Source organism: Sphingopyxis sp. GW247-27LB (assembly GCF_002277025.1).
Taxonomy (GTDB): domain Bacteria; phylum Pseudomonadota; class Alphaproteobacteria; order Sphingomonadales; family Sphingomonadaceae; genus Sphingopyxis.
Map to the genome: position 1 here is coordinate 107,965 of NZ_NIWD01000008.1, position 20,402 is coordinate 128,366.

The 20,402-nt window shown below is 68.6% G+C and carries 23 protein-coding genes; 6 read left to right on the plus strand and 17 right to left on the minus strand.

Annotated elements, in window-relative coordinates; genetic code table 11:
• The first annotated feature begins 124 nt into the window (after window positions 1–124).
• The 4 genes from CD928_RS08165 to CD928_RS08180 all read left to right on the plus strand — a co-directional run bounded on the left by CD928_RS08165 (window position 125) and on the right by CD928_RS08180 (window position 3,997).
• Entirely contained in the window at window positions 125–955 is an 831-nt protein-coding gene (locus CD928_RS08165) for a flagellin (RefSeq protein ID WP_095386612.1), read from the plus strand.
• Between the two features lie 91 nt (window positions 956–1,046).
• Window positions 1,047–1,910 carry a flagellar motor stator protein MotA gene (gene motA, locus CD928_RS08170; RefSeq protein WP_095386613.1) on the plus strand — a complete coding sequence of 288 codons (864 nt, stop codon included), beginning with the start codon at window positions 1,047–1,049 and terminating at the stop codon, window positions 1,908–1,910.
• The gene (locus tag CD928_RS08175; protein WP_095386614.1) at window positions 1,910–2,770 is read left to right on the plus strand and encodes a flagellar motor protein MotB; all 861 of its coding nucleotides are present in this window, start codon (window positions 1,910–1,912) and stop codon (window positions 2,768–2,770) included. The genes motA and CD928_RS08175 overlap by 1 nt, the downstream gene beginning before the upstream one ends.
• A 177-nt stretch (window positions 2,771–2,947) precedes the next feature.
• Complete coding sequence (locus CD928_RS08180) at window positions 2,948–3,997, plus strand: sigma-54-dependent Fis family transcriptional regulator (RefSeq protein ID WP_255247083.1); 1,050 nt, start codon at window positions 2,948–2,950, stop codon at window positions 3,995–3,997.
• A gap of 299 nt (window positions 3,998–4,296) precedes the next feature.
• Here CD928_RS08180 and CD928_RS08185 read toward each other — a convergent pair whose 3' ends face one another.
• From CD928_RS08185 to fliE, 17 genes are all read right to left on the minus strand, one after another.
• Window positions 4,297–4,686 carry a flagellar protein FliS gene (locus CD928_RS08185; protein WP_095386615.1) on the minus strand — a complete coding sequence of 130 codons (390 nt, stop codon included), beginning with the start codon at window positions 4,684–4,686 and terminating at the stop codon, window positions 4,297–4,299.
• A 12-nt stretch (window positions 4,687–4,698) separates the two neighbouring features.
• Entirely contained in the window at window positions 4,699–6,072 is a 1,374-nt protein-coding gene (fliD, locus tag CD928_RS08190; RefSeq protein WP_095386616.1) for a flagellar filament capping protein FliD, read from the minus strand.
• Window positions 6,073–6,114: 42 nt separating this feature from the next.
• A complete protein-coding gene (gene flhB, locus CD928_RS08195; protein WP_095386617.1) occupies window positions 6,115–7,260 on the minus strand; it encodes a flagellar type III secretion system protein FlhB in 1,146 nt (381 codons plus the stop codon).
• A gap of 4 nt (window positions 7,261–7,264) precedes the next feature.
• The gene (fliR, locus tag CD928_RS08200) at window positions 7,265–8,044 is read right to left on the minus strand and encodes a flagellar biosynthetic protein FliR (protein WP_095386618.1); all 780 of its coding nucleotides are present in this window, start codon (window positions 8,042–8,044) and stop codon (window positions 7,265–7,267) included.
• 10 nt (window positions 8,045–8,054) lie between these two features.
• Entirely contained in the window at window positions 8,055–8,324 is a 270-nt protein-coding gene (locus CD928_RS08205) for a flagellar biosynthetic protein FliQ (RefSeq protein ID WP_053555509.1), read from the minus strand.
• 4 nt (window positions 8,325–8,328) lie between these two features.
• The gene (gene fliP, locus CD928_RS08210) at window positions 8,329–9,042 is read right to left on the minus strand and encodes a flagellar type III secretion system pore protein FliP (RefSeq protein ID WP_255247139.1); all 714 of its coding nucleotides are present in this window, start codon (window positions 9,040–9,042) and stop codon (window positions 8,329–8,331) included.
• A gap of 181 nt (window positions 9,043–9,223) precedes the next feature.
• Entirely contained in the window at window positions 9,224–9,499 is a 276-nt protein-coding gene (locus tag CD928_RS08215) for a flagellar biosynthetic protein FliO (protein WP_095386619.1), read from the minus strand.
• Complete coding sequence (gene fliN, locus CD928_RS08220; RefSeq protein WP_095386620.1) at window positions 9,499–9,834, minus strand: flagellar motor switch protein FliN; 336 nt, start codon at window positions 9,832–9,834, stop codon at window positions 9,499–9,501. Before fliN ends, CD928_RS08215 begins: the two co-directional genes overlap by 1 nt.
• Window positions 9,827–10,729 carry a flagellar motor switch protein FliM gene (locus CD928_RS08225; protein ID WP_095386621.1) on the minus strand — a complete coding sequence of 301 codons (903 nt, stop codon included), beginning with the start codon at window positions 10,727–10,729 and terminating at the stop codon, window positions 9,827–9,829. The genes fliN and CD928_RS08225 overlap by 8 nt, the downstream gene beginning before the upstream one ends.
• Window positions 10,726–11,334: a flagellar basal body-associated protein FliL gene (gene fliL / locus CD928_RS08230; RefSeq protein WP_095386622.1), complete on the minus strand. Its 609-nt coding sequence runs from the start codon at window positions 11,332–11,334 to the stop codon at window positions 10,726–10,728. The genes CD928_RS08225 and fliL overlap by 4 nt, the downstream gene beginning before the upstream one ends.
• A 17-nt stretch (window positions 11,335–11,351) precedes the next feature.
• Complete coding sequence (locus tag CD928_RS08235; RefSeq protein WP_217983743.1) at window positions 11,352–12,569, minus strand: flagellar hook-length control protein FliK; 1,218 nt, start codon at window positions 12,567–12,569, stop codon at window positions 11,352–11,354.
• Window positions 12,569–13,015, minus strand: a complete 447-nt coding sequence (locus CD928_RS08240) for a hypothetical protein (protein ID WP_095386624.1) — start codon at window positions 13,013–13,015, stop codon at window positions 12,569–12,571. The genes CD928_RS08235 and CD928_RS08240 overlap by 1 nt, the downstream gene beginning before the upstream one ends.
• Complete coding sequence (locus CD928_RS08245) at window positions 13,012–14,343, minus strand: FliI/YscN family ATPase (RefSeq protein WP_095386625.1); 1,332 nt, start codon at window positions 14,341–14,343, stop codon at window positions 13,012–13,014. Before CD928_RS08245 ends, CD928_RS08240 begins: the two co-directional genes overlap by 4 nt.
• Window positions 14,340–14,951: a FliH/SctL family protein gene (locus tag CD928_RS08250; protein ID WP_095386626.1), complete on the minus strand. Its 612-nt coding sequence runs from the start codon at window positions 14,949–14,951 to the stop codon at window positions 14,340–14,342. The genes CD928_RS08245 and CD928_RS08250 overlap by 4 nt, the downstream gene beginning before the upstream one ends.
• Window positions 14,944–15,975 (minus strand): flagellar motor switch protein FliG, encoded by a 1,032-nt coding sequence (fliG, locus tag CD928_RS08255; RefSeq protein WP_095386627.1) that lies wholly within the window; start codon window positions 15,973–15,975, stop codon window positions 14,944–14,946. Before fliG ends, CD928_RS08250 begins: the two co-directional genes overlap by 8 nt.
• Window positions 15,968–17,614, minus strand: a complete 1,647-nt coding sequence (fliF, locus tag CD928_RS08260) for a flagellar basal-body MS-ring/collar protein FliF (RefSeq protein ID WP_095386628.1) — start codon at window positions 17,612–17,614, stop codon at window positions 15,968–15,970. Before fliF ends, fliG begins: the two co-directional genes overlap by 8 nt.
• A gap of 4 nt (window positions 17,615–17,618) precedes the next feature.
• Window positions 17,619–17,960 (minus strand): flagellar hook-basal body complex protein FliE, encoded by a 342-nt coding sequence (gene fliE / locus CD928_RS08265; RefSeq protein WP_095386629.1) that lies wholly within the window; start codon window positions 17,958–17,960, stop codon window positions 17,619–17,621.
• Window positions 17,961–18,210: 250 nt separating this feature from the next.
• On the opposite strand from fliE, the gene CD928_RS08270 reads away from it, so the two are divergent.
• Both CD928_RS08270 and CD928_RS08275 read left to right on the plus strand, forming a co-directional pair.
• A complete protein-coding gene (locus tag CD928_RS08270; protein WP_095386630.1) occupies window positions 18,211–19,164 on the plus strand; it encodes a flagellin in 954 nt (317 codons plus the stop codon).
• Between the two features lie 102 nt (window positions 19,165–19,266).
• Window positions 19,267–20,211 carry a flagellin gene (locus tag CD928_RS08275; protein WP_095386631.1) on the plus strand — a complete coding sequence of 315 codons (945 nt, stop codon included), beginning with the start codon at window positions 19,267–19,269 and terminating at the stop codon, window positions 20,209–20,211.
• The last annotated feature ends 191 nt before the right edge of the window (window positions 20,212–20,402 follow it).

Below are 20,402 nucleotides of genomic sequence, written 5' to 3' on the forward strand. Positions count from 1 at the left end.
TCATTGCGAGGGCCGCAGGCCCGCGGCAATCCAGTGCGGCTCTGCACCGCTCTGGATTGCTTCGCTTCGCTCGCAATGACGGATTCCATTTTCGCGACGTTTTCGATTCAGGAGCCAGCGCACCATGATCAACGCCACCGGCAATCGCATGACGCGCGAAATCGCGCGCCAGACGCAGCTCGCCGACCGGATCGATCAGCTTCAGATCCAGGTCTCGACCGGCAAGCGGCTCCAGCGTGCCTCGGACGATCCTGTCGCCGCGCGCCGTATCGCGACGATCGGCACCGCGCAGGCGAGCGCGACGACCTGGGCCGCCAATGTCGCGACCGCGAGCGCGCAGGTGTCGCAGGCCGACGCCGCGCTGGGATCGGTGAGCAATCTGCTCGTCCGTGCGCGCGAACTCGCGCTCTCGGCCGCGAACGGAACGATGAACGCTTCGGACCGCGCGAGCGTCGCCGCCGAACTCGCGGGGATAGCCGACGAAATCGACGGGCTCGCCGCGAGCCGCGACGCGAACGGCGAGGCGCTGTTCGCGTCGGGCACCGCGAAGATCGTGCGCTTCGACGCCGACGTCAGCTTCGCGCCCGTGCCCTCGGCGGCGGACGCTTTCGTCGTCGGCGGCAACCCGCTCTCGACCGGACTGCGCGACGCCGCCGCGGCGATCGCGGCGGCGGATACGGCGGGAATCAACGCCGCGCTCGATACGCTGGCGGCCAGCATCTCGCACGTCGCCGACCAGCGCGCGGCGATGGGCCTGTCGGCCGGCCGGCTCGAGCGTATCGGCGACGGGCTCGCCGCGCGCGGTATCGCGCTCGCCGACGAACGCTCGGCGGCCGAAGACACCGACATGCACGTCGCGATCGCCCAGCTCAACGCCACCACCTTGACGCTCGAGGCGGCGCAGGCGTCCTTCGCGCGCATCAACCGCCAGACCTTGTTCGATATTTTGGGCTGATCGCGCTCAATGTTTCGCGCGCGCCGCCGTTAATCATCGAAACGCCCGCCTGTTTTTCCGGGGTCCGGACCCCGATTGGAGTGAAGCCCGCATGTTTCCCGTCGTCGGCATCGTCGTTCTGATCCTGCTGGTCTTCGGGGGCTTCGCGCTGACCGGGGGCAATCTCGAACCCGTGCTCCACGCGCTGCCGCACGAGATGCTGATCATCGGCGGCGCCGCGGTCGGTTCGCTGATCATCGGCAATTCGGGCCGCGAGCTGAAAGCGCTCGGCGGCGGACTCGGCAAGGTGTTCAAGGGGCCGACATACAAGAAGGCCGATTATCTCGACTGCATCCTGCTCGTCTCGACGCTGATGAAGATGATGCGCACCGAGGGACCCGTCGCGGTCGAGCCGCATATCGAGGATCCGGCGAACTCGCCGATCTTCCAGCAATATCCGAAGCTCCTGAAGGACCAGACGCTCGTCCATCTGATCTGCGACACGCTGCGCCTCGTCGTCGTCTCGTCGGGCACGCTCGACCCGCACGCGGTCGAGGAGGTGATGGACAATGCGGTGAAGAATCACCACCATCATGCGATCAAGCCTGCCGACGGCCTCCAGAGCCTCGCCGACGCGCTCCCCGCGCTCGGCATCGTCGCGGCGGTGCTCGGGGTCGTCAAGACGATGGGCTCGATCGACAAGCCGCCCGAGATATTGGGCGCGATGATCGGATCGGCGCTCGTCGGCACCTTTCTGGGCGTGCTGCTCGCCTATGGCCTCGTCGGCCCGTTCGCGGCGCGCGCGCGCGCGGTGATCGAAAGCGACGCCGCCATCTATCATACGGTGAAGCAGCTGATCATCGCCTCGCTCCACGGCCATCCGCAGCCACTGGTGATCGAGGCGGCGCGCTCGGGGGTCGACCATAGCAACCAGCCGAGCTTCGCCGAGGTCTTCGACGGAATGCGGGGCCGCTGATGGCGGCGCGTCCCAATACCCCGCTGCGCCCGATCATCGTCAAGAAGGTGGTGGAGACCGGCCACGCCGCGCATCATGGCGGGGCGTGGAAGGTCGCCTATGCCGACTTCGTCACCGCGATGATGGCCTTTTTCCTCCTGATGTGGCTGCTCGGCGCGACGACCGAAAAGCAGCGCAAAGCGCTCGCCGACTATTTCGCGCCGACGATCGTCCAGGCGAAGCAGGACACCGCGGGCTCGACCGGCCTGTTCGGCGGCGACTCGCTCGTCGATGTCGACAAATATCCGCACGAGGCGGGCCAGACGGGCACCAAGGCGATGACGATCCCGCGCGACGCGACCGGCGGCCCGCGCGAGGCGATGGGGCGCCAGAGCGAGCGCGCCAAGTTCCAGCAGCTCGCCAAGGCGTTGATGCGCGAAGTGCAGGCGAAGGCCGAGCTGCGCCGGCTGGCGCGGAACATCCGCTTCACCGAAACGCGCGAGGGGCTGCGCATCGACATCGTCGACGACGCCGACTTCTCGATGTTCGTGCTCGGCACCAACCAGCTCACCCCCGACGCCTCGCGCCTCTTCGCTCAGATCGCCGAGCTGGTGGCGGGGATACCGAACCAGCTGATGATCCGCGGCCACACCGACGCCGCGCCCTGGTCGGCGAAGTCGGGCACCAACAACTGGCGCCTCTCGGTCGAGCGCGCCGAGGTGACGCGCCAGTATCTCGAGTATCGCGGCATCGCCTCGAACCGCTTTTCGCGCATCGAGGGGGTCGCCGATCGCGAACCCTATGTGCCGTCGAACCGATTCGATCCGCGCAACCGCCGCATCTCGATCACCCTCGGCTGGGGTGTCGCCGCCGAGGATTAGCGCCACTTTGGCACCATCTTGAAATCTTAACGACGAACTTCCGAGGTAATTACTACCATTATGGTAATAACCATTTGTTTTGAACGGGTTGGTGCATTTCGGTAAAGATGTTGTTTACCATTTTCCTCAATTCATCGCTCCATCGAAGGGGGCGCCGCCGAAAGGGGCGCGGTGGAGATGAACATGACCAAGGTGGGGCAGAACGACAGCGGCCAGGCTGCGCTCGAAACGGCGATCATCGGCAACAGCCCGGCGATCCGCCAGTTGCGCGAGATGATCCGCCGCGTGGCGCGGTCGAACGCCTCGGTGATGCTCTGTGGTCCCTCGGGATCGGGCAAGGAACTCGTCGCCCGCGCCATCCACGACGAAGGCATCCGCGCCGGCCACGCCTTCTCGGCGATCAACTGCGGCGCGATCCCCGCCGACCTCATCGAATCCGAACTCTTCGGCCATGAAAAGGGCTCCTTTACCGGCGCCACCGCGCGCCGCATCGGCCATTTCGAAGCGAGCGAGGGCGGCACGCTCTTCCTCGACGAAATCGGCGACATGCGCTTCGACATGCAGGTCAAGCTGCTCCGCGTGCTCGAGGACCGGACGATCGTCCGCGTCGGCAGCAGCGAGGCGCGCCGCGTCGATGTCCGCGTCATTTCGGCGACGCACCAGGATCTGGGCGCCGCGATCGCCGACGGCAAATTCCGCGAAGACCTGTTCTTCCGGCTCGGCGTGGTCGTGCTGCAGGTCCCCAGCCTCGCCGACCGCGTCGAGGATATTCCCGCGCTGATCCGCCACTTCCAGAGCCGGATGCCCGCCGACGCCAAATGCCGTTTCGACGAGGCGGCGCTGGCGCTGCTGCTGCGGCACGACTGGCCGGGCAACGTCCGCGAACTTCGCAACTTCGTCGAGCGCGCGAGCGTGCTCCACGGTGGCGAGACGCTCGGTGCCGACGATGTCGCGCTGCTCCTCAATCCCACCGCGCCGCGTCCGGCCGCCCCGACGACGACGGCCGGCACCGAGGACGTCCTCCTGCACGCCGCGCCGAAGACGCCGGCGCCGGGCCGTCCGATCGACCTCAAGCGCGAGATCGAGACGATCGAGCTCGAACAGATCCACGTCGCGCTCGACCTTGCCGACGGCATCATCTCGGAGGCCGCGCGCCTGCTGACGCTCAAGCGCACGACGCTGATCGAGAAGATGCGCAAATATGGCGTCCACCAACAGGCGGCCTGACCGGCCGCGCCACGTTCAGCCCTGCTGAAAAAGGGGTACTGGTCCACCCCTTCGCAGTCACCCGGTCGCCCGTCCCCACCTAGGGCGGCCGGGTGCAACGCGTTTTGGATGGCGCAGGCCTTATTCCCGTTCGGCGATTATACCCGCACCCTCGGTAGTCCTCTTATTTGTCATTGCGAGGAGCGGAGCGACGAAGCAATCTCCAGCCATCGACAAGACGGGGCGATAGCTGGAGATTGCTTCCCCCGGCTTTCGCCGGGGTCGCAATGACGCCATAAGGATGCGAACGGAACGAGGGATCAGCGCAGCTGCCGCCACGCCGAACTGATCGTCAGAACCCCGTCGAGCAACTCGGCGAACCCCTCGGCGCTGTTCGCCGCGACCGCGTCGTCGAGCTTGCGCCGCATGCTCCGATAGACGCGCGACAGCGCCTCGGCGACCTCGGCGCCCGCCTCGCGGTCGAGCCCGGCGTCGAGGCCGATCAGGATCGCGCGCGCGCGGTGCGCGGGCTCGGTCGCCGACACGCGCTGCCCCTGCCGCACCATCGCGCCGAGGACGCCGACCGCGATCTCCAGCTCGTCGTAGAGCATCTGGACCAGCTCGACCGGATCGGCGGCGGCGGCGCGGCTTTCGTGCTGCAGCCGGCGATAGAGGCCGGTCGCGCGGACGGTCGAGGCGGTCGGTGGCACGGGTGGACGCTCTTAATTCTTCTGGTTGTTCCAGATCTCGATCTGCTGCTCGAGATAGGATTGCGTCGCCTTGAACGCGGCGAGGCGGGCGTCGAGCGACCCATATTGCTTCTCGAGCCGCGCGCGGTAGGCGTCTTCGCGTTCCTCGACCTTGTCGAGCTGATCGGCGAGCGTTTCGCTCTTCGCGCTCAGCGATTTCGACACGCGGTCGAGCACGCCGTCGGTCGCGACCGCGGCGTCGCGGATCGCGTCGAGCGCGGCGGCGATGCCCGGATCGGTCGTCTCGGTGTGCGTCGCGTCGCGCCGCGGATTGAACAGCGCCTCGACCGCGCCCGCGTCGGCGGCGAGCGCCTTGTCGAGCTTGGCGCTGTCGAGCGACAGCAAGCCGTCCTTGGTGGTCGAGATGCCGATGTCGGTCAGCTTGCTGATCGCGGGGTCGCTGGTCAGCACCTTGCCGACGAGGTCGGCGAGCTGGCTTTCGAGCTGGCGAAGCGAGCGCGTGCTGCCCGACATGTTGGCCGCCGTCGCCAGGCTCTGCTTGACCTGGTTGTAGACCGCCACGAAATCGCCGACGGTCTGCTTGATCATGTCGAGCGGCCGGCTCGCGCCGATGTCGACCGGCTGGCCGGGCGCAGCCTTCTTCAGCGTCAGCGACATGCCGGGGACGACGTCGTCGACGATGTTGGTCGCGCGGCTGAAGGCGACGCCGTCGATCGTGAACTGCGCGTCGCTGGCCGACTGGCCGAGCGTCATGCCGCCGCCCGCGCCGTAGCCGAAAGCGGCGAGCCCGGGGGCGGCGCCCGCGTCGGCGGTCAGGGTGAAGGCGTTCGACTCGCCCGTCGCGCCCTTGACGATCAGGCGGTAGCCGCCTTCGTCGGCGATGATCGAGGCCGTGACGCCTGCGTCGCTCGCGTTGATCGCGGCCGCCAGCCCGTCGAGGCTGTCGTTTGCGGCATCGATGGTGATCGCATGGTCGGTGCCGCCGATGCTCAGCGTCATCGCGCCTTGCCCGATGGCGGCCGTGCGATCGCTGATCACGCCAGAATAGGCGGTCTGCGCGCGCGCGAGCTGCGTCACCTCGATCGTTGCCGAGAAGCTGTCGGCGTGGAGGCCGGCGCGCGCGGTCGCCGACAAGACGCTGTCGTCGGACACGGTGGGCGTGCTGCGCAGGGTGCCGTCGCTGACCATCTGGCCGAGCGAATCGGCGAAGCCGTCGAGGTCGGCCTTGGCCTGGCCGACCGCGCTGATCCGCGCCTGGTTCTGCTGCGTCAGCTGGGTCAGCCGCTCGACCTTCGGCTCGCGCGAGGCGTTGGCGAGGTCGCTGACGAGCTGCGGGATGTTGATTCCCGATCCCATGCCGAGATTGTTGATGATGTTGGTGGTCATCGCGATATCCTTCGATCCCTTAACGGCGGCGCGCGGGCGGGATTAAGCCCGATCCTGGCGGCGGCCGTCGGGGTCGAAGCGGTGCGATGCGGGCACGTCGACGACGGGTTGCGCGCGCCCTTCGGCCGCGGCGCGTTCGAGCTGGAAGACGAAGGCGAGCACGGTCGCGACGGCGACGAACAATTCCTCGGGAATCATCCGTCCGGCGCGCGCGGTGAAATAGATGGCGCGAGTGAGCTGCGGATATTCGAGCAGCGGCACCTCGGCGCTGCGCGCGAGCTCGCGGATCGCGAGCGCGACGTCCCCGCGGCCGCGCGCGACGACGACCGGCGCCGCGTCGACGCCGGGGCGATAGCGCAGCGCAACCGAGAAATGGGTCGGGTTGGTCAGGATCACCGTCGCCTCGGACACCGCCTTGCGCGCCGATCCGCTCAGGATGTCGTGCGCGCGCTGGCGCTGCGCCTGCTTGAGTTCGGGGGCGCCGTCGGACTGGCGCATCTCCTCCTTCACTTCCTGCTTGCTCATCATCAAGCGCTTGTTGCGCTGGAACCATTGCGCGGGCACGTCGATCAGCGCGATGATCACCAGCCCGCTCGCCAGCGCGAGCATCGCATGGCCGATCGCGCGGCCCGCGAGCCCGATCGCGGCATTGAGGTCGGCGGAAGCCATCGTCATCACCGCGGGCAGGCTCCGCGCGACGAGCCAATAGCCGATGGTGCCGAGCAGCAGCACCTTGGCGATCGACTTGACGAGCTCGATCAGCCCCTGCGTCCCGAAGATGCGCTTGATCCCGCTCATCGGGTTGATGCGGTTGCCCTTGAAGGCGAGCGCCTTGCCGCGCCAGCCGAGCGAGCCGAGCATCGCGGGTCCGGCGAGGCTGGCGAGGATCGCGAGCGCGAAGAGGCTGGCGAGCGGCAGCAGGACCTCGGCGCCGTTCCGCAGCAGGGCTTCGCCGGGCGCGAAATGCGCGACGTCGTCGGCGCCCAGCGTCAGTCCGCGCCGGAGGAGGTCGCCCGCCGACTGGACGAGCCAGCCGCCCGCCGCGAACAGCCAGCCCGCGCCTGCGAGCATCATCAGCGCGGTCGCGAGTTCGCGCGACATCAGCACGTCACCCTCGCGCGCAGCATCGGCGCGCTTCTTGGGCGTCGGCTGTTCGGTCTTCTGGTCCTTCTCGGTGGTGCCTGCCATCGGATCAGCCCGCCGCGACCAGCCGCGCCATGTCGAGCGCGTCGGAGAGGAAGCGCGCGAGCGTCTCGGCCATCACCGGGGTCGCCATGCCGAGCAGCACGACGCCGGCGAGCAAGGTGGCGGGCAGCCCGACCGCGAACAGGTTCATCGCCGGCGCCGACCGCCCGATGACGCCCATGATCATCTGGACGAGGATGAGGACGAAGCCGACCGGCAGCGCGATCGTCAGCCCGGCGGCGAACATCAGGCTGCCGAAGCGGAGGATGCCGCCGATCGCGCCGAACGACGGAAAGGCGTTTCCGGGGGGCAGCGCGCTATAGCTGTCGACGATGATGTCGATGAGGACGAGGTGTCCGTCGGCGGCGAGGAAAAGCGCGGTCGCGAGCATCGAGAGGAACTGGCCGATCGCCGAGCTTGCGGTGCCGCTGAGCGGGTCGATCATCGACGCGAAGCCGAGCCCCATCGCGTTGCTGATCGCTTCGCCCGCGAGCAGCGCGGCGGCGAGCCCCATCTGGAGCACGAAACCAATCGCGAGCCCGACGACCACTTCGCCGATGATCAGGATGAAGCCCGGCCACGACACCAGCCCGTCCGCCGGCAGCGCCATGCCCGACGCGGCCACCGCGGGCACGCCGACCGCGAGCGCGATGACGAGGCGGAGCTGCACCGGCACATTGGTCGCGCCGAACACCGGCGCGGCGAGAAAGGCGGCGCCCGGGCGGATCATCCCCAGCATCCAGAGCTGGAGCATCGCCTCCACATTGGGGATGTCGGCGGGGTTCATGCGCGGATGGTCAGCGCACCAGCGCCGGAATCTGCGCGAACAGGTCGCGGGTGAAATCGGTGAGCAGCACGAGGATGCTGCCGCCGAAGATCGCGAGGCAGATCGCGGTGACGATCAGCTTGGGCACGAAGCTCAACGTCTGTTCGTTGATCGAGGTCGCCGCCTGCACCATGCCGAGCAGCACGCCGACGACGAGCACCGGGATCAGGATCGGTGCCGAGGCGAGCGCGAGTATCCACAGCGACTGCTGTGCCACCCCGATGAAATAATCGGCCTCCACGACGCTATGTCCCGAAGGAGGAGGCGAGCGAGCCCATCGTCAGCGCCCAGCCGTCGACGAGGACGAAGAGGAGGAGCTTGAAGGGCATCGAGATCACCGTCGGCGACAGCATCATCATGCCGAGCGACATCAGCGCCGACGCGACGATCAGGTCGATGACGAGGAAGGGCAGGAAGATCAGGAAGCCGATCTGGAAGGCGGTCTTGAGCTCGCTGGTGACGAAGGCGGGCAGCAGGATTGAGAAGGGGACGTCCTTCGGGCTCGCATAGGCCGGCGCCTTCGCGATCTTCGCGAACATCATCAGGTCGGTCTTGCGCGTCTGTCCCATCATGAAGCCGTGTAGCGCATCGCCCGAGCGCACCATCGCTTCTCCGATATCGATTTGTTCCTGGCCATAAGGTTCGATCGCGACGCGGTTCACCTCGCTGATGACCGGCTGCATCACGAACAGCGACAGGAAGAGGCTGAGCCCCACGAGCACCTGGTTCGGCGGCGTCTGCTGCAGCCCGAGCGCGTGGCGCAGGATCGACAGCACGATGATGATGCGCGTGAAGCTGGTCATCATCAGGAGCAGCGACGGCAGCACCGTCAGCAGGCTCATCAGGACGAGAATCTGGAGCGACAGCGACAGCGGGCGGCCGTTGCCGCCGATCTCGCTCACCGCGCGCGACAGGCCGTCGGCGGTCTGCGCATGGACGGCGGGCGCCAACGCGAGCAGCGCGAGGCCGCCGGCGAGCGCGGCGGCGCATCGCAACAACAAAGCCCGATTCCCCGAGCGAAGACGAGGGGCTTGTTCGAGCGAAGCGAGAACCGGCGGCGTAGCGGCCTCGACTTCGCTCGGCAGTGCCCCTCGGCTTCGCTCGGGGATGCGGAGTAATTTGGGGTTCGCGCCCTTTGCCTCAATCGACATGAAAATCGCCCTCGCGGTTGTCGGCGAGGCGGGTCACGCCGTTCCGCGAGACCGACAGCAAAATCTGCTGCCCCGCGAACTCGACGACCGCGAGCTTGGTGCCTGGGCCGAGCGGGAGCACGCCGATCATCTCGACCGGGCGGCCCTGTTTCTGCGGGCCGAGCGGCACACCCATCTGCACGCGCTTCCACAGCCACAGGCTGCCCCACGCCATGCCGCCGACGATCGGCAGCAGAATGAGGAGGCGCAGAATATATTCGAGCATCAGGCCCTCCGCTCGAAGCCGGCGAGCGCGCGGTCGGGCGCGACGACTTCGGCGACCTGGATGCCATAGCGGCCGTCGACGCTGACGATCTCGCCCTTCGCGATCAGCGTGCCGTTGGCGTAGATGTCGAGCAGGTCGGTCGCGGCGCGGTCGAGTTCGACCACGCTGCCTTCGCCCAGCGTCAAAAGGTCGGCGAGCGCCATCGAAGTCGACCCGACCTCGACCGAAACGCGCAGCGAGACGCCCGCGAGCAGGTCGAAATTGGGCGCGGCGGCGATGCTCTTGGCGTCGCGGCGGTCGCGCGCGGCCTTGGGGGCTTCGCTGATGTCACTCATGATCCGGTCCTTTTTCGATGCGATCAATCAAGATGGCCGCGTTTCCATTGGCTTCGCCGATGCTCCCGGACGCGAAATTGCGGCCGGAGACGGTTATCGGGACATGACGCGGTATGGTTAACGGAATGATATCGCCGACCTCCAGAGACAGAAGTTTCGTGAGCGCGACCTCGGGGCGGGCGAGCACCGAGCGCACCGGCAGGCGCACGTCCTTGAGCGCGCGCGACAGCGCGGCGGTCCATACGGGGTCGCCGACCGGCTCGTCAGCGGGCGCGGGCATCGGTTCGGCGCCGCTGATTCCGCGCAGTGCCGCGAGCGGATAGGCGCAGACGATCGTCCGCTCCTCGAAGGGCGCGCCGCGCAGCGTGAAGCGCTGGACATAGAGCTCGTCCTCGGCGCGAACCGCCTGGAGTTTCGCGGGATCGCACGTGACGCAGTCGAGCTGCGGCGCGATCCCCATCACCTCGCTCCAGGCCGCGGCGAGCTGTTCGCCGACGTCGCGGCCGAGCCGCGCGGCGAAGCGCTCCTCGGCGTCGGTCAGCTCCTCGCGCGTGCCCGCGAGCTGGCCCTTGCCGCCATAGAAGACGTCGACGAGCTGGAGAATCAGCGGCCGGTCGGCGGCGAGGATCAGCGGACCCTTGAGCGGCGGCGCGTGATAGCGCCAGAAGATCGCGGGCGCGGCGGCGGCGCACCAGTCGCCGAAGCGCACTTGCTCGGCGGACCCGCGCTCGACCTGCACCGTCGGCGCGCCGAGCGCGCGGACGAGGTCGCGCAGCGAGCGCGCGAATCGGTTCGCGATGCCGTCGAGCGCCGGAAAGGCATAATCGTCGTCGGCCTTGCGCAGCAGCAGCGACGCCTTGGCGTCGACGGCGGGGGTCCTGGCGCGCGCGGTCACTGGATCACCAGGCTGGTGAAATAGACATTGTCGATGCCGCCAAAGCCTTCCTTCTCGCGCAGCACGCCGTTGATCGCACCGCTCAGTCGCCGCTGGAGCATTTGCTTGCCCTGCGAGGTCGACAGCATCGCGGGGTCCTGTTCGGCGAGCACCATCAGCACCGCCGAGCGGATCGGGACCATCTGGCGCTTGACGTTGGCGACCAGCTTGCCGTCGTAGAAGGTCGACAGGCTGATTCCGATCTGGAGAAAGCCCGATCCATCGGCGAGGTTGGTGGTGAAGGCCTGATCGATCGGAATATAGGTGATCTCATATTTGCGCGGGTCGACCTTGAAGCGGTCGTTGGGCACCGACACGGTCCCGACCTTCGGCGGCGCCTCTTCCTTGTCGCCCTCGCCCGCGGACGCGGTCTCGCCGCTCTCGCTGCGCAGGACGAGCTTGGGATAATGATCCTCGGGTTTCGAGGCCTCGGCGGCGAGCCCGCCGCCCATATAGATGCCGGCGCCGGCACCGGCGCCGATCAGCACCGCGGCGCCGACGGTGAGCAGCAGCAGCTTCTTCATCTTGCCGCCCTTCTTCGGGCTTTCGGTTTTATCCTTGGTCATGGCTCGACCTTTCCTGTTCAGGCGAAGCGGCCGCGGCGGGCGACGGCGCTGTCTTCGCGATGCGGTTCGGAGCGCGGCTGGGCGCGCTCGGCGGCGGTTTCGATGAGGTGGGCGGGGTCCTCCGCCGGCGCGCGGCCCTGGCCCTGCGACTGGCGGCCGGTCTCGCCCGGGGTGCAGGTCACTTCGGCGCCGGCGACGCGGACGCCCTGCTGGCGCAGCTCTTCGACGAGCTTGCCCTGCGCGGCATGGACCACCGTCGCGGTCGCCTCGTGCTGGGTGTCGAGCTTCACCGACACCCCCGCCTCGTCGTTCGTCATCGCGACGTCGAGACGGCCAAGGTGGCGCGGCATCAGGCGAAAGCTGATGTCGCCGCTGTCGGATTTCGTTGCCGCGATGTCTGAGGCGAGCTGCGCGATCCACGCATCGTCGGAGCCCATGTCGAGCACGCGCTCGGCGACGGGCGCCGCGCGGGCAGCCTCGGCGACGGCGGCGGCGCCGTGGGTCGCGGGCTGCGCGAACAGCACCGTCATCGAGGCGCTGGCGTCGGGAACGATCGACTTGGCGCCCTTGGGATCGACGGCAAGCGGCGAGGCGGGCTCGGCAGTCCGCACCGCGGTGGGCGCAGGCGCTGGCTTGTCGCCCGCAGTCGCGGCAGGCGCGGTGGGTTTGGCATCGGGCGACAGAATCGCGCCGAGCAGCGGCGACAAGGCTGTGGCATCGACCGGCCGATCGGCGGCATCGAGCGCAGCGGGGGTGTCCTCGCTCTCCACCTCTCCCTTGGGGGAGTCGATGGCGGACGCGGGCTTGGGTGCCGCGGCGGCCTTTGTTCCCGACAGGATGGCGGCGGGCTTGGCCGCGGCAAAGCTGCCGTCCAGCACGGCGAGCAACGTTGCCGCCGCGGTCGCGCCGGGTGCTGGCTGGCCCTCGACCGGCACGGCGTTGGGGGAAGGTAGGTCGTCGACCGGTCCCGCAAGGGTTGCCGCGTCGAGCGCGGGAGTTTTGACAGTCTGGGCCATCGCGATGGCGGGGTCGATGGGAAGGTCGGCGCTGCTCGGCAGCGCCGGCTTGGGGGCGACGGCCGAAAGCGGCGCGGCGGCGTCGAGCGACCGCTCAGCGGGAAGCCCGGCGAACAACTGCTCGAAGCCGGGGCCCGATTCGCGGGCCCGCCCGCCGCCGAGCGCGGCGAGGATCGCGGTGACCCCCGCCTGCGCGGGTGCCTGGGGCAGCGCGCTCATCATGCGACACCGCCATCGATGAGGCGCAGCTGCATGCCGCCGCGCGCGCGGTGCGGGCGGTTGGCGTCGGTGCGGCGTTCGAGTTCCTGCTCGGCCGATTTGCGGCCGCGTTCATAGAGGCGCACCGCCGATTCTTCCTTCGCCATCGCGCGCTGGGCGAGCGCGCCCATCTGGTCGCGGCGGGCGCTGGCGTGGGTCAGCGGCGCGGTCAGATTCTCCTTCGCCATGTCGAGCCGCATCGCGAGTTCGCCGACCGAGTTGAGCGCGCGGCCCGCGACCGCGCCCTTGGCCATCGCCAGATCGACGCGCAGCGTTTCGAGCCGCTTCGCGAGCTCGACCAGATTGGCGAGCTCACCATTGGCGCGCGCCAGATTGGCCTCCGCCATCTGATGTTCGACGGAACGCACGCGAATGATCCGTTTGCGGCGTGCGGTGCGGGTGGTCATGCAGGATATCCTTCGATGAGAGACTGGCGGGAGGTTTCGAAATCGACCTGCGTTCCGGCAGGCTGGGTGACGAAGGCGAGCTGGTCGGCGTGCCGCGCGATCGCTTCGTCGAGCACCGGATCGCCGCCGGCGACGTAGGCGCCCATCAGCATCAGGTCGCGATTCTCTTCGTAAGCCGACCACAGCTGGCGAAAGCGCGCGGCGGCGGCGAGATGCGGGGCGTCGACCGAATCGGCCATGGTGCGCGACAGCGATCGCGCGACGTCGATCGCGGGATAGACGCCCTGCTCGGCAAGCTGGCGCGACAGGATGATATGCCCGTCGACGATCGCGCGCGCCGAATCGACGACCGGATCGTCGATGTCGCCGCCGTCGGCGAGCACCGTGTAGAGCGCGGTGACCGAACCACCGGTCTGGCGGTCGATCCCGGCGCGCTCGCAGAGCGACGGGATGAGCGCGAAGACCGACGGCGGATAGCCCTTCATCGTCGGCGGCTCGCCGAGCGTCAGGCCGATCTCGCGCTGCGCATGCGCGACGCGGGTCAGGCTGTCGATCAGCAGCAGCACCTTCTTGCCTTCGTGGCGAAAGGCCTCGGCGATTGCGGTCGCGCGCATCGCGGCGCGCAGGCGAAGCAACGGCGGATGGTCGGCGGGAACCGCGACGACGACCGATTTCTTGCGCACCGCAGGGGGCAGCTTGGTCTCGACGAAATCGCTGACCTCGCGACTGCGCTCGCCGATCAGCCCGACGACGATGACGTCGCATTCGGTGCCCGCGATCATCTGGCCCATCAGCACCGACTTGCCGACGCCCGAACCCGCGATGATCGCGACGCGCTGGCCTTCGCCGACGGTGAGCAGCCCGTTGATCGCGCGCACCCCCATGTTGAGCGGACGGGTGACACGGCCGCGGCGCAGCGGATTGACCTTGCGCCCCGCGAGCGGCCACTGGAACTGCGACTTGACCGGCGGGCGGCCGTCGAGCGGATTACCCTGCGCGTCGACGATGCGACCGAGCAGCGCCTTGCCGACCGGGACCATGCTCGATGCGCCGTGCGGCTCGACCGGCGCGCCGGTGACGAGAGGCTGGTTGGTATCGAAGGGCAGGACGAGGCTGCGATGGCCGCGGAAGCCGACGACTTCGCCGTTCACATAATCGCCGGTCGCTGACTTGATGCGGACGTTGCTGCCGAGCGGCTGCGGGAATCCCGAGACTTCGAGCATGATCCCCTCGTGCGCGACGAGCGTGCCGATACGGCGCGGGCTGGCCTTCGCAAGATCGACGGGCGCGAGCAGCTGTTGCGCGGTCATGGCGAGGCGGCGCGTCATGCGGGCTCTTCCTCGCGGCCGAGCGCGGCGCGCAGCTCGTCGAGATAGACCGACCGGCCATGCTCGATCCAGCCCGCCGAGGTTTCGATGCGGACGGTGCCGCGCATCATCGACGCGTCGGTCTCGACCGGCAGCGTCAGCGGGCTGTCGACCAGCAGCGCGGCGTCGCCCGGATGAACCCACAGCGTGCGCGCCTTGTCGCATTCGGCGATCATTGTCGCGGCGGTTTCGGCCTGCGCTTCCAGCCAGGCGGTGTCGATCGGCGCGGCGGCGACGATCTGGCGGACGAGCCGCTCGACCGTTTCGGCGATCATCTGCGCGAGTTCCTCGCTCGGCTCGTCCTGCAGCGCCTCGGCCGCCGCGACGAGCGCGAGCAGCGCATGGCGTTCGGCGGCGAAGCTGGTCTCGGCGAGGCGCTGGCCCTCGGCGAGGCCGAGCGCGAACGGATCCTGCGCGGGTTCGCTCGCTTCGGGCTCGCCGGCGTCGGGCCGTGCTTCGGGTGCCGGTGCCGCGGGCTCGAACGAGCGCGGGCGAAAGCCACCCGTGCGCGCCATGGCGGCGGTCAGCGCGATCGGCGCGAAGCCGGTTTCGATGCTGCGGTCAGACATAGTCGTCGGCTCCGCCCGCGATCACGATTTCGCCCGCCGCCGCCATCTGGCGCACGACCTGCATGATGCTCTTCTGCGCGTCGTCGACGTCGGCGCGCTTGACCATCGTCATTTCGGCCATCTCGTCGCGGATCGTTTCCGACGCGCGCTGCGACATGGTGGAGAGGCAGAGATCGGCCATCGTCTCGTCGGCGCCCTTGAGCGCAACCGCGAGCAGCGCGGCGTCGACCGAGCGCAGCACGGTGCCGAGGCTGCGCAGGTCGAGGTCGCGCAGATTGTCGAAGACGAACATTTCCTCCTCGATCGTCTGGGCGAGCTGGCGGTCGTGCTTCTTGAGCGCGCGGATCGTCCGTTCGGACAGGTGGCGCGGCATCACCTTCATGATCTTGGCGACGTCGCTCGGGCCGCCGATCGGCTGCTTGGCGACGCGCTGGCCGCCGATATTGGCGGCGGCGAGGACCGCTTCGAGGTCCTCGATCGCGGCGGCGGGAACCGAACTCAGCATCGCCGCGCGCAGCACCAGGTCGGCCTGCAGCCCCTCGTCGAGCGTTTCGATCGCGCGCGCGGCGACGTCGGGGACGAGCACCGACAGGATCAGCGCGCCGACCTGCGGATGTTCGCTCGCCAGCAGCGCGCTGATCGCCTCGACATCCATCCAGCGCAGCATTTCGAGCGACGCGGCGCTCGACTGCGGCGCGACCGCGGCGAGGATATTGTCGGCGCGGACATTGCCGACCGCCTGGTTGATCACGGTGCGGATGCGCGTGTCGGCACCGACCGCGAGCGCGCTGACCGACCGGCTGCGCGTCACGAAGCGATCGAGCGCCTGGCCGATCTGGGTTTCGGTCGCGCTCGCGGTGTCGAACATCGCCTTGGCGAGCTGGCGGACCTCGTCGGGATCGAGATGCTTGAGGATCGTCGCCGCCTCGCTTTCGTCGAGCAGCATCAACAGGATCGCGGCGGCCGCCGATCCTTCGACCGGCTGCGCGGATGCGAAGCCGAGAGCGGGGTCGAGATCAGCCACGGGCGCCCTCCTGCATCAGCTGGCGCACGACCAGCGCGGCGCGGGCCGAATCCTGCCGGACGAAGGCGCGCACCAGATTGGCGCGCGCTTCATAGCTCGGCGCCGCCTCGATCATTTCGAGGGTGATTTCGCGCCCCATGCGGCGGTCGCCGAGCGCCGGCGGCGCATCGGTCGCGGCGAGCAGGCTTTCCTCGAGCGCGGTATCGCGCTCGGCGCGCGCGGCGGCGCGCGCCTTGGCCGCCTTGATCATCGGGCGGCCGATGAACAGGAAGGCGAGCAGCGCGGCGAGGATCGCGCCGACCTGCTTGATCAGCGGGAGGAACCAGCCCTGGTCCCAGAAGGCGGGGCTCGCATCCTCGACCTTGGCGAAGGGGCGCTGGCCGATCGCGACCATGTCGCCGCGCGCGGCATCGAAGCCGATCGCGCCCTTCACCAGATTGTCGATCTTGGCGAGGTCGGCCTGGCCGAGCGCCTTGGCGCCCTGGTTGAGCGCGACCGCGACCGAGACGCGGCTCAGCCGGCCCTGCGGTCGATGCGTCACCGAAATCTCGCGGCCGACTTCGTAGGATCGCGCCGCGCGTTCGTTGCTCTCGGCGCCCGATCCGGCGGGGGTTCCGGCGGCCGTCGGGGTCTGCGACAGCGTCGTCGCCGGCGGCGGCTGGTTCGACAGCGCGCCAGGGATGCCGACCGCGGGCGGGGTCCCCTGGCCGCTCACCGACTTGGTGATCTGTTCGCTGGTCAGCGCGCGGTCATTCTCGGGAAAGCTCTCGCGCGTCGCCTGGCTTTCGGACATGTCGACGTCGGCGTGGACCTCGACCGTATAATTGCCCGCGCCGAGCATCGGACCGAGCAGCGTGTCGAGCGCGCGGCGAAAGCGATCCTCGATCTGCGTCTGGAGCTGGAAGGCCTGCATGTCGCCCGACGTCGCGGCGTCGGAGAGCAGCGCGCCGCGCTGGTCGATCACCGACACCTGGTCGGCGTTCATGCCGGGCACCGAGGAGGCGACGAGGAAGCGGATCGCCTGCACCTGCCCGTCGGAGAGCGAGCGGCCGTTCTGGAGCGTGAGCATGACCGAGGCGGTCGCCGGCTTGTCCTCGCGGACGAACAGGCTGGGCTCGGCGGCGGCGATATGGATGCGCGCGGTCTTCACCGCGTCGATCGCCTCGATCGTGCGCGCGAGGTCCGCTTCACGCGCGGCGCGCAGCGTCTCGCCCTCGATCGCGCGGCTCGCGCCCATCGGCAGCGAAGCGATCAGGCTGTCGCCGCTCGGCTGCGCCTTGGGCAGCCCCTGGCCGGCGAGCGCGATGCGCGCCTGATACAGCTTGTCGGCGTCGACGGTCAGCGCGCCGGTCACCGGGTCGATCGTGTGGCCGATGCCCTGCGACTGCAGCGCGTCGGCGACCGCCGCCTTGTCGCTGTCGCCGAGGCCGGCGAACAGCTGGGTCTGCGGCGCCGACTGGGTCATGAACCAAGCGAGCGCGGCGATGCCGATCGCGGTGGTGGTGGCGATGGCGGGCAGGGCGCGCTGGACCGCGGGCTGGCGGACGAACTGGCGCAGCGGCTCCATCCGGCCGGCAAAGGCGGGGGCGGGCAGGCGGTGGGCGTCGGGGACCGGCGCGAGGATCTGGGTATCGGCCATCCGCTTACACCGGCATGTTCATGATGTCGCGGTAGGCGGAGAGCAGCTTGTTGCGCACCTGCAGCGTCGTCTCGAAGCCGAGCGAGGCCTTCTGCCGCTCGATCATCACGCTGACGATGTCGTGGGTGTCGCCGCGCTCATAGGCTTCGCTGAGTTCGCTGGCGCGGCCCTGCTGGGCGTTGACCTGCTGCAGCGCGGCCGAGATCGCCGATCCGAAATCGGGCGTTTCGCCGCCGCCTTCGACCCCGCCGGCCGCGGCGCGGCCCGCGGCGCGTTGCAGCGCCTGGTTCTGGCTGAGGATCGAACTGCGCATCTGCAGCAGCCGGCTCTGGTCGATCGTGCTCATCTCTCTCATCCGTCCTGGGCGCGGCGGGTCGCCACGCGCCAAAAGAAGAATGCAAGCCGCGTGCCAGAATTTTTAATGTCAGTATTTCAAAGTGATAGGCACGAACAAGAGTGTCGAAGAACGCTGTCCGGCAAATTTTTGACGCGCCCGGCTTAAGCGCCGCCGCGCCGTGCCGTTACTGGCTTTCGTGACCGCTCACCGAGCCCTCACGCTACGGGAATGGCCCTTTGGGGGGCTGGAAAGGAAGACCATGACTGTCATCAACACGAATGTGAGCGCGCTTCGCGCCCAGAATAATTCGCGTGTCGCGAACCGCATGCAGTCGCAGGCGATGGAACGCCTGTCGAGCGGCAAGCGGATCAACAGCGCGAAGGACGACGCCGCCGGCCTCGCGATCGCGACCCGCATGGACGCCAATGTCCGCGGCCTCAACCAGGCGGTTCGCAACGCCAACGACGGCATTTCGCTGGCGCAGACCGCCGAAGGCGCGATGGGCAACATCTCGAACATCCTGGTTCGCATGCGCGAACTGGCGGTGCAGGCGTCGAACGGCACGCTGGGCACCGACGACCGCGCCGCGATCCAGACCGAGGTCACCGCGCTGGTCGAGCAGATCGGCGATATCGCGACCCGCACGACCTTCAACGGCACCGACCTGCTCGCGGGCGGCGCGTCGATCGACATCCAGACCGGCGTCAACAGCGGCGAGAAGGTGACGATCGCGATCTCCGACCTTCAGGCGACCGCGATCGGTGCCGTCGAAGATGCGGACAGCGATCCCGACACGGCGCCGACCCTCGTCAGCGGCTCGGCGGTTTCGGACATCAGCCTCGCGACCGCTTCGGACGCTTCGTCGGCGCTCGCGATCCTCGACGATGCGATCCAGACGGTGGCGACGCAGCGCGCCAATCTGGGTGCGCAGCAGAACCGGCTGGAAGCGACCGTCGACAATCTGACGTCGACCGTCACCAACCTCGCCGACGCCAAGTCGCGCATCGAGGACGCCGACTTCTCGGCCGAATCGACGAAGCTCGCCGCCGCCGGCATCCTGTCGCAGGCGTCGACCGCGATGCTCGCCCAGGCGAGAATATCCGGGCTATATTTGGTTGGTCCCTTTCATAGCCCGGCACGATGCCCCGGTCCCCCACGACCGGGGCATCTTTTTGTTCGGAGCGGCCGCGGTTGCGTGTCGCCATTTTTTTGACGCCCGCGCTTAAGCCGCGCCGACACCTGCCGTTACTATCTTCGTGAAGCTCACCGAGCCGCACGCCACGGGAATGGCCCAGTGGGGCCGGAAAGGAAGATCATGACTGTCATCAACACGAATGTGAGCGCGCTCCGCGCCCAGAATAATTCGCGTGTCGCGAACCGCATGCAGTCGCAGGCGATGGAACGCCTGTCGAGCGGCAAGCGGATCAACAGCGCGAAGGACGACGCCGCCGGCCTCGCGATCGCGACCCGCATGGATGCCAACGTCCGCGGCCTCAACCAGGCGGTTCGCAACGCCAACGACGGGATTTCGCTGGCGCAGACCGCCGAAGGCGCGATGGGCAACATCTCGAACATCCTCGTCCGCATGCGCGAACTGGCGGTGCAGGCGTCGAACGGCACGCTGGGCACCGACGATCGCGCCGCGATCCAGACCGAGGTCACCGCGCTGGTGTCGCAGATCGACGATATCGCGACCCGCACGACCTTCAACGGCACCGACCTGCTCAACGGCACGACCGATCTCGACGGCACCGGCGCGGGCACCGACCTTGGCGCCACGGTTTCGATCCAGACCGGCGTCAACGACGGCGAGACGGTCGACATCGCGATCAAGGCGCTGACCGCCGAGGCGCTCGGCGTCCATGACGGCACCGACCCGATCGACCTGTCGAGCGCGTCGTCCGCCTCGACGGCGCTCGCGACGCTCGACACGGCGATCCAGACGGTCGCGACCGAACGCGCCAACCTCGGTGCGCAGCAGAACCGGCTGGAGGCGACCGTCGACAATCTGACGTCGACCGTCACCAACCTCGCCGACGCCAAGTCGCGCATCGAGGACGCCGACTTCTCGGCCGAATCGACGAAGCTCGCCGCCGCCGGCATCCTGTCGCAGGCGTCGACCGCGATGCTCGCCCAGGCGAGAACCTGCTGCGCTAAGACGCTTCGAATATCCGGGCTATATTTGGTTGGTCCCTTTCATAGCCCGGCACGATGCCCCGGTCCCCCACGACCGGGGCATCTTCTTTTGGCGTCGGCCTGAAGAGGATTCGCGCAGAGAGCGCAGAGGATGCGGGTTCGCGCGGAGACGCGGAGGCGCGGAGGGATTTGCTGGCCGCGAAGCGGCCCTTTCCCCTGACGCCGGGTCGGATCGCACTGTCGATGGGGAAATGGGCCTGACGGCCCGAGCACGCTCCCTCCGCGCCTCCGCGCCTCCGCGTCTCCGCGCGAACC

What these genes read in the sequence shown, in the direction of transcription:
- CD928_RS08165 (WP_095386612.1), top strand. Translation starts at nt 125, where the DNA reads ATGATCAACGCCACCGGCAATCGCATGACGCGCGAAATCGCGCGCCAG.
- motA (WP_095386613.1), top strand. Translation starts at nt 1,047, where the DNA reads ATGTTTCCCGTCGTCGGCATCGTCGTTCTGATCCTGCTGGTCTTCGGG.
- CD928_RS08175 (WP_095386614.1), top strand. Translation starts at nt 1,910, where the DNA reads ATGGCGGCGCGTCCCAATACCCCGCTGCGCCCGATCATCGTCAAGAAG.
- CD928_RS08180 (WP_255247083.1), top strand. Translation starts at nt 2,948, where the DNA reads ATGAACATGACCAAGGTGGGGCAGAACGACAGCGGCCAGGCTGCGCTC.
- fliD (WP_095386616.1), bottom strand. Translation starts at nt 6,072, where the DNA reads ATGACCACCAACATCATCAACAATCTCGGCATGGGATCGGGAATCAAC.
- flhB (WP_095386617.1), bottom strand. Translation starts at nt 7,260, where the DNA reads ATGGCAGGCACCACCGAGAAGGACCAGAAGACCGAACAGCCGACGCCC.
- fliR (WP_095386618.1), bottom strand. Translation starts at nt 8,044, where the DNA reads ATGAACCCCGCCGACATCCCCAATGTGGAGGCGATGCTCCAGCTCTGG.
- CD928_RS08215 (WP_095386619.1), bottom strand. Translation starts at nt 9,499, where the DNA reads ATGCTCGAATATATTCTGCGCCTCCTCATTCTGCTGCCGATCGTCGGC.
- fliN (WP_095386620.1), bottom strand. Translation starts at nt 9,834, where the DNA reads ATGAGTGACATCAGCGAAGCCCCCAAGGCCGCGCGCGACCGCCGCGAC.
- fliL (WP_095386622.1), bottom strand. Translation starts at nt 11,334, where the DNA reads ATGACCAAGGATAAAACCGAAAGCCCGAAGAAGGGCGGCAAGATGAAG.
- CD928_RS08235 (WP_217983743.1), bottom strand. Translation starts at nt 12,569, where the DNA reads ATGAGCGCGCTGCCCCAGGCACCCGCGCAGGCGGGGGTCACCGCGATC.
- CD928_RS08240 (WP_095386624.1), bottom strand. Translation starts at nt 13,015, where the DNA reads ATGACCACCCGCACCGCACGCCGCAAACGGATCATTCGCGTGCGTTCC.
- CD928_RS08245 (WP_095386625.1), bottom strand. Translation starts at nt 14,343, where the DNA reads ATGACGCGCCGCCTCGCCATGACCGCGCAACAGCTGCTCGCGCCCGTC.
- CD928_RS08250 (WP_095386626.1), bottom strand. Translation starts at nt 14,951, where the DNA reads ATGTCTGACCGCAGCATCGAAACCGGCTTCGCGCCGATCGCGCTGACC.
- fliF (WP_095386628.1), bottom strand. Translation starts at nt 17,614, where the DNA reads ATGGCCGATACCCAGATCCTCGCGCCGGTCCCCGACGCCCACCGCCTG.
- fliE (WP_095386629.1), bottom strand. Translation starts at nt 17,960, where the DNA reads ATGAGCACGATCGACCAGAGCCGGCTGCTGCAGATGCGCAGTTCGATC.
- CD928_RS08270 (WP_095386630.1), top strand. Translation starts at nt 18,211, where the DNA reads ATGACTGTCATCAACACGAATGTGAGCGCGCTTCGCGCCCAGAATAAT.
- CD928_RS08275 (WP_095386631.1), top strand. Translation starts at nt 19,267, where the DNA reads ATGACTGTCATCAACACGAATGTGAGCGCGCTCCGCGCCCAGAATAAT.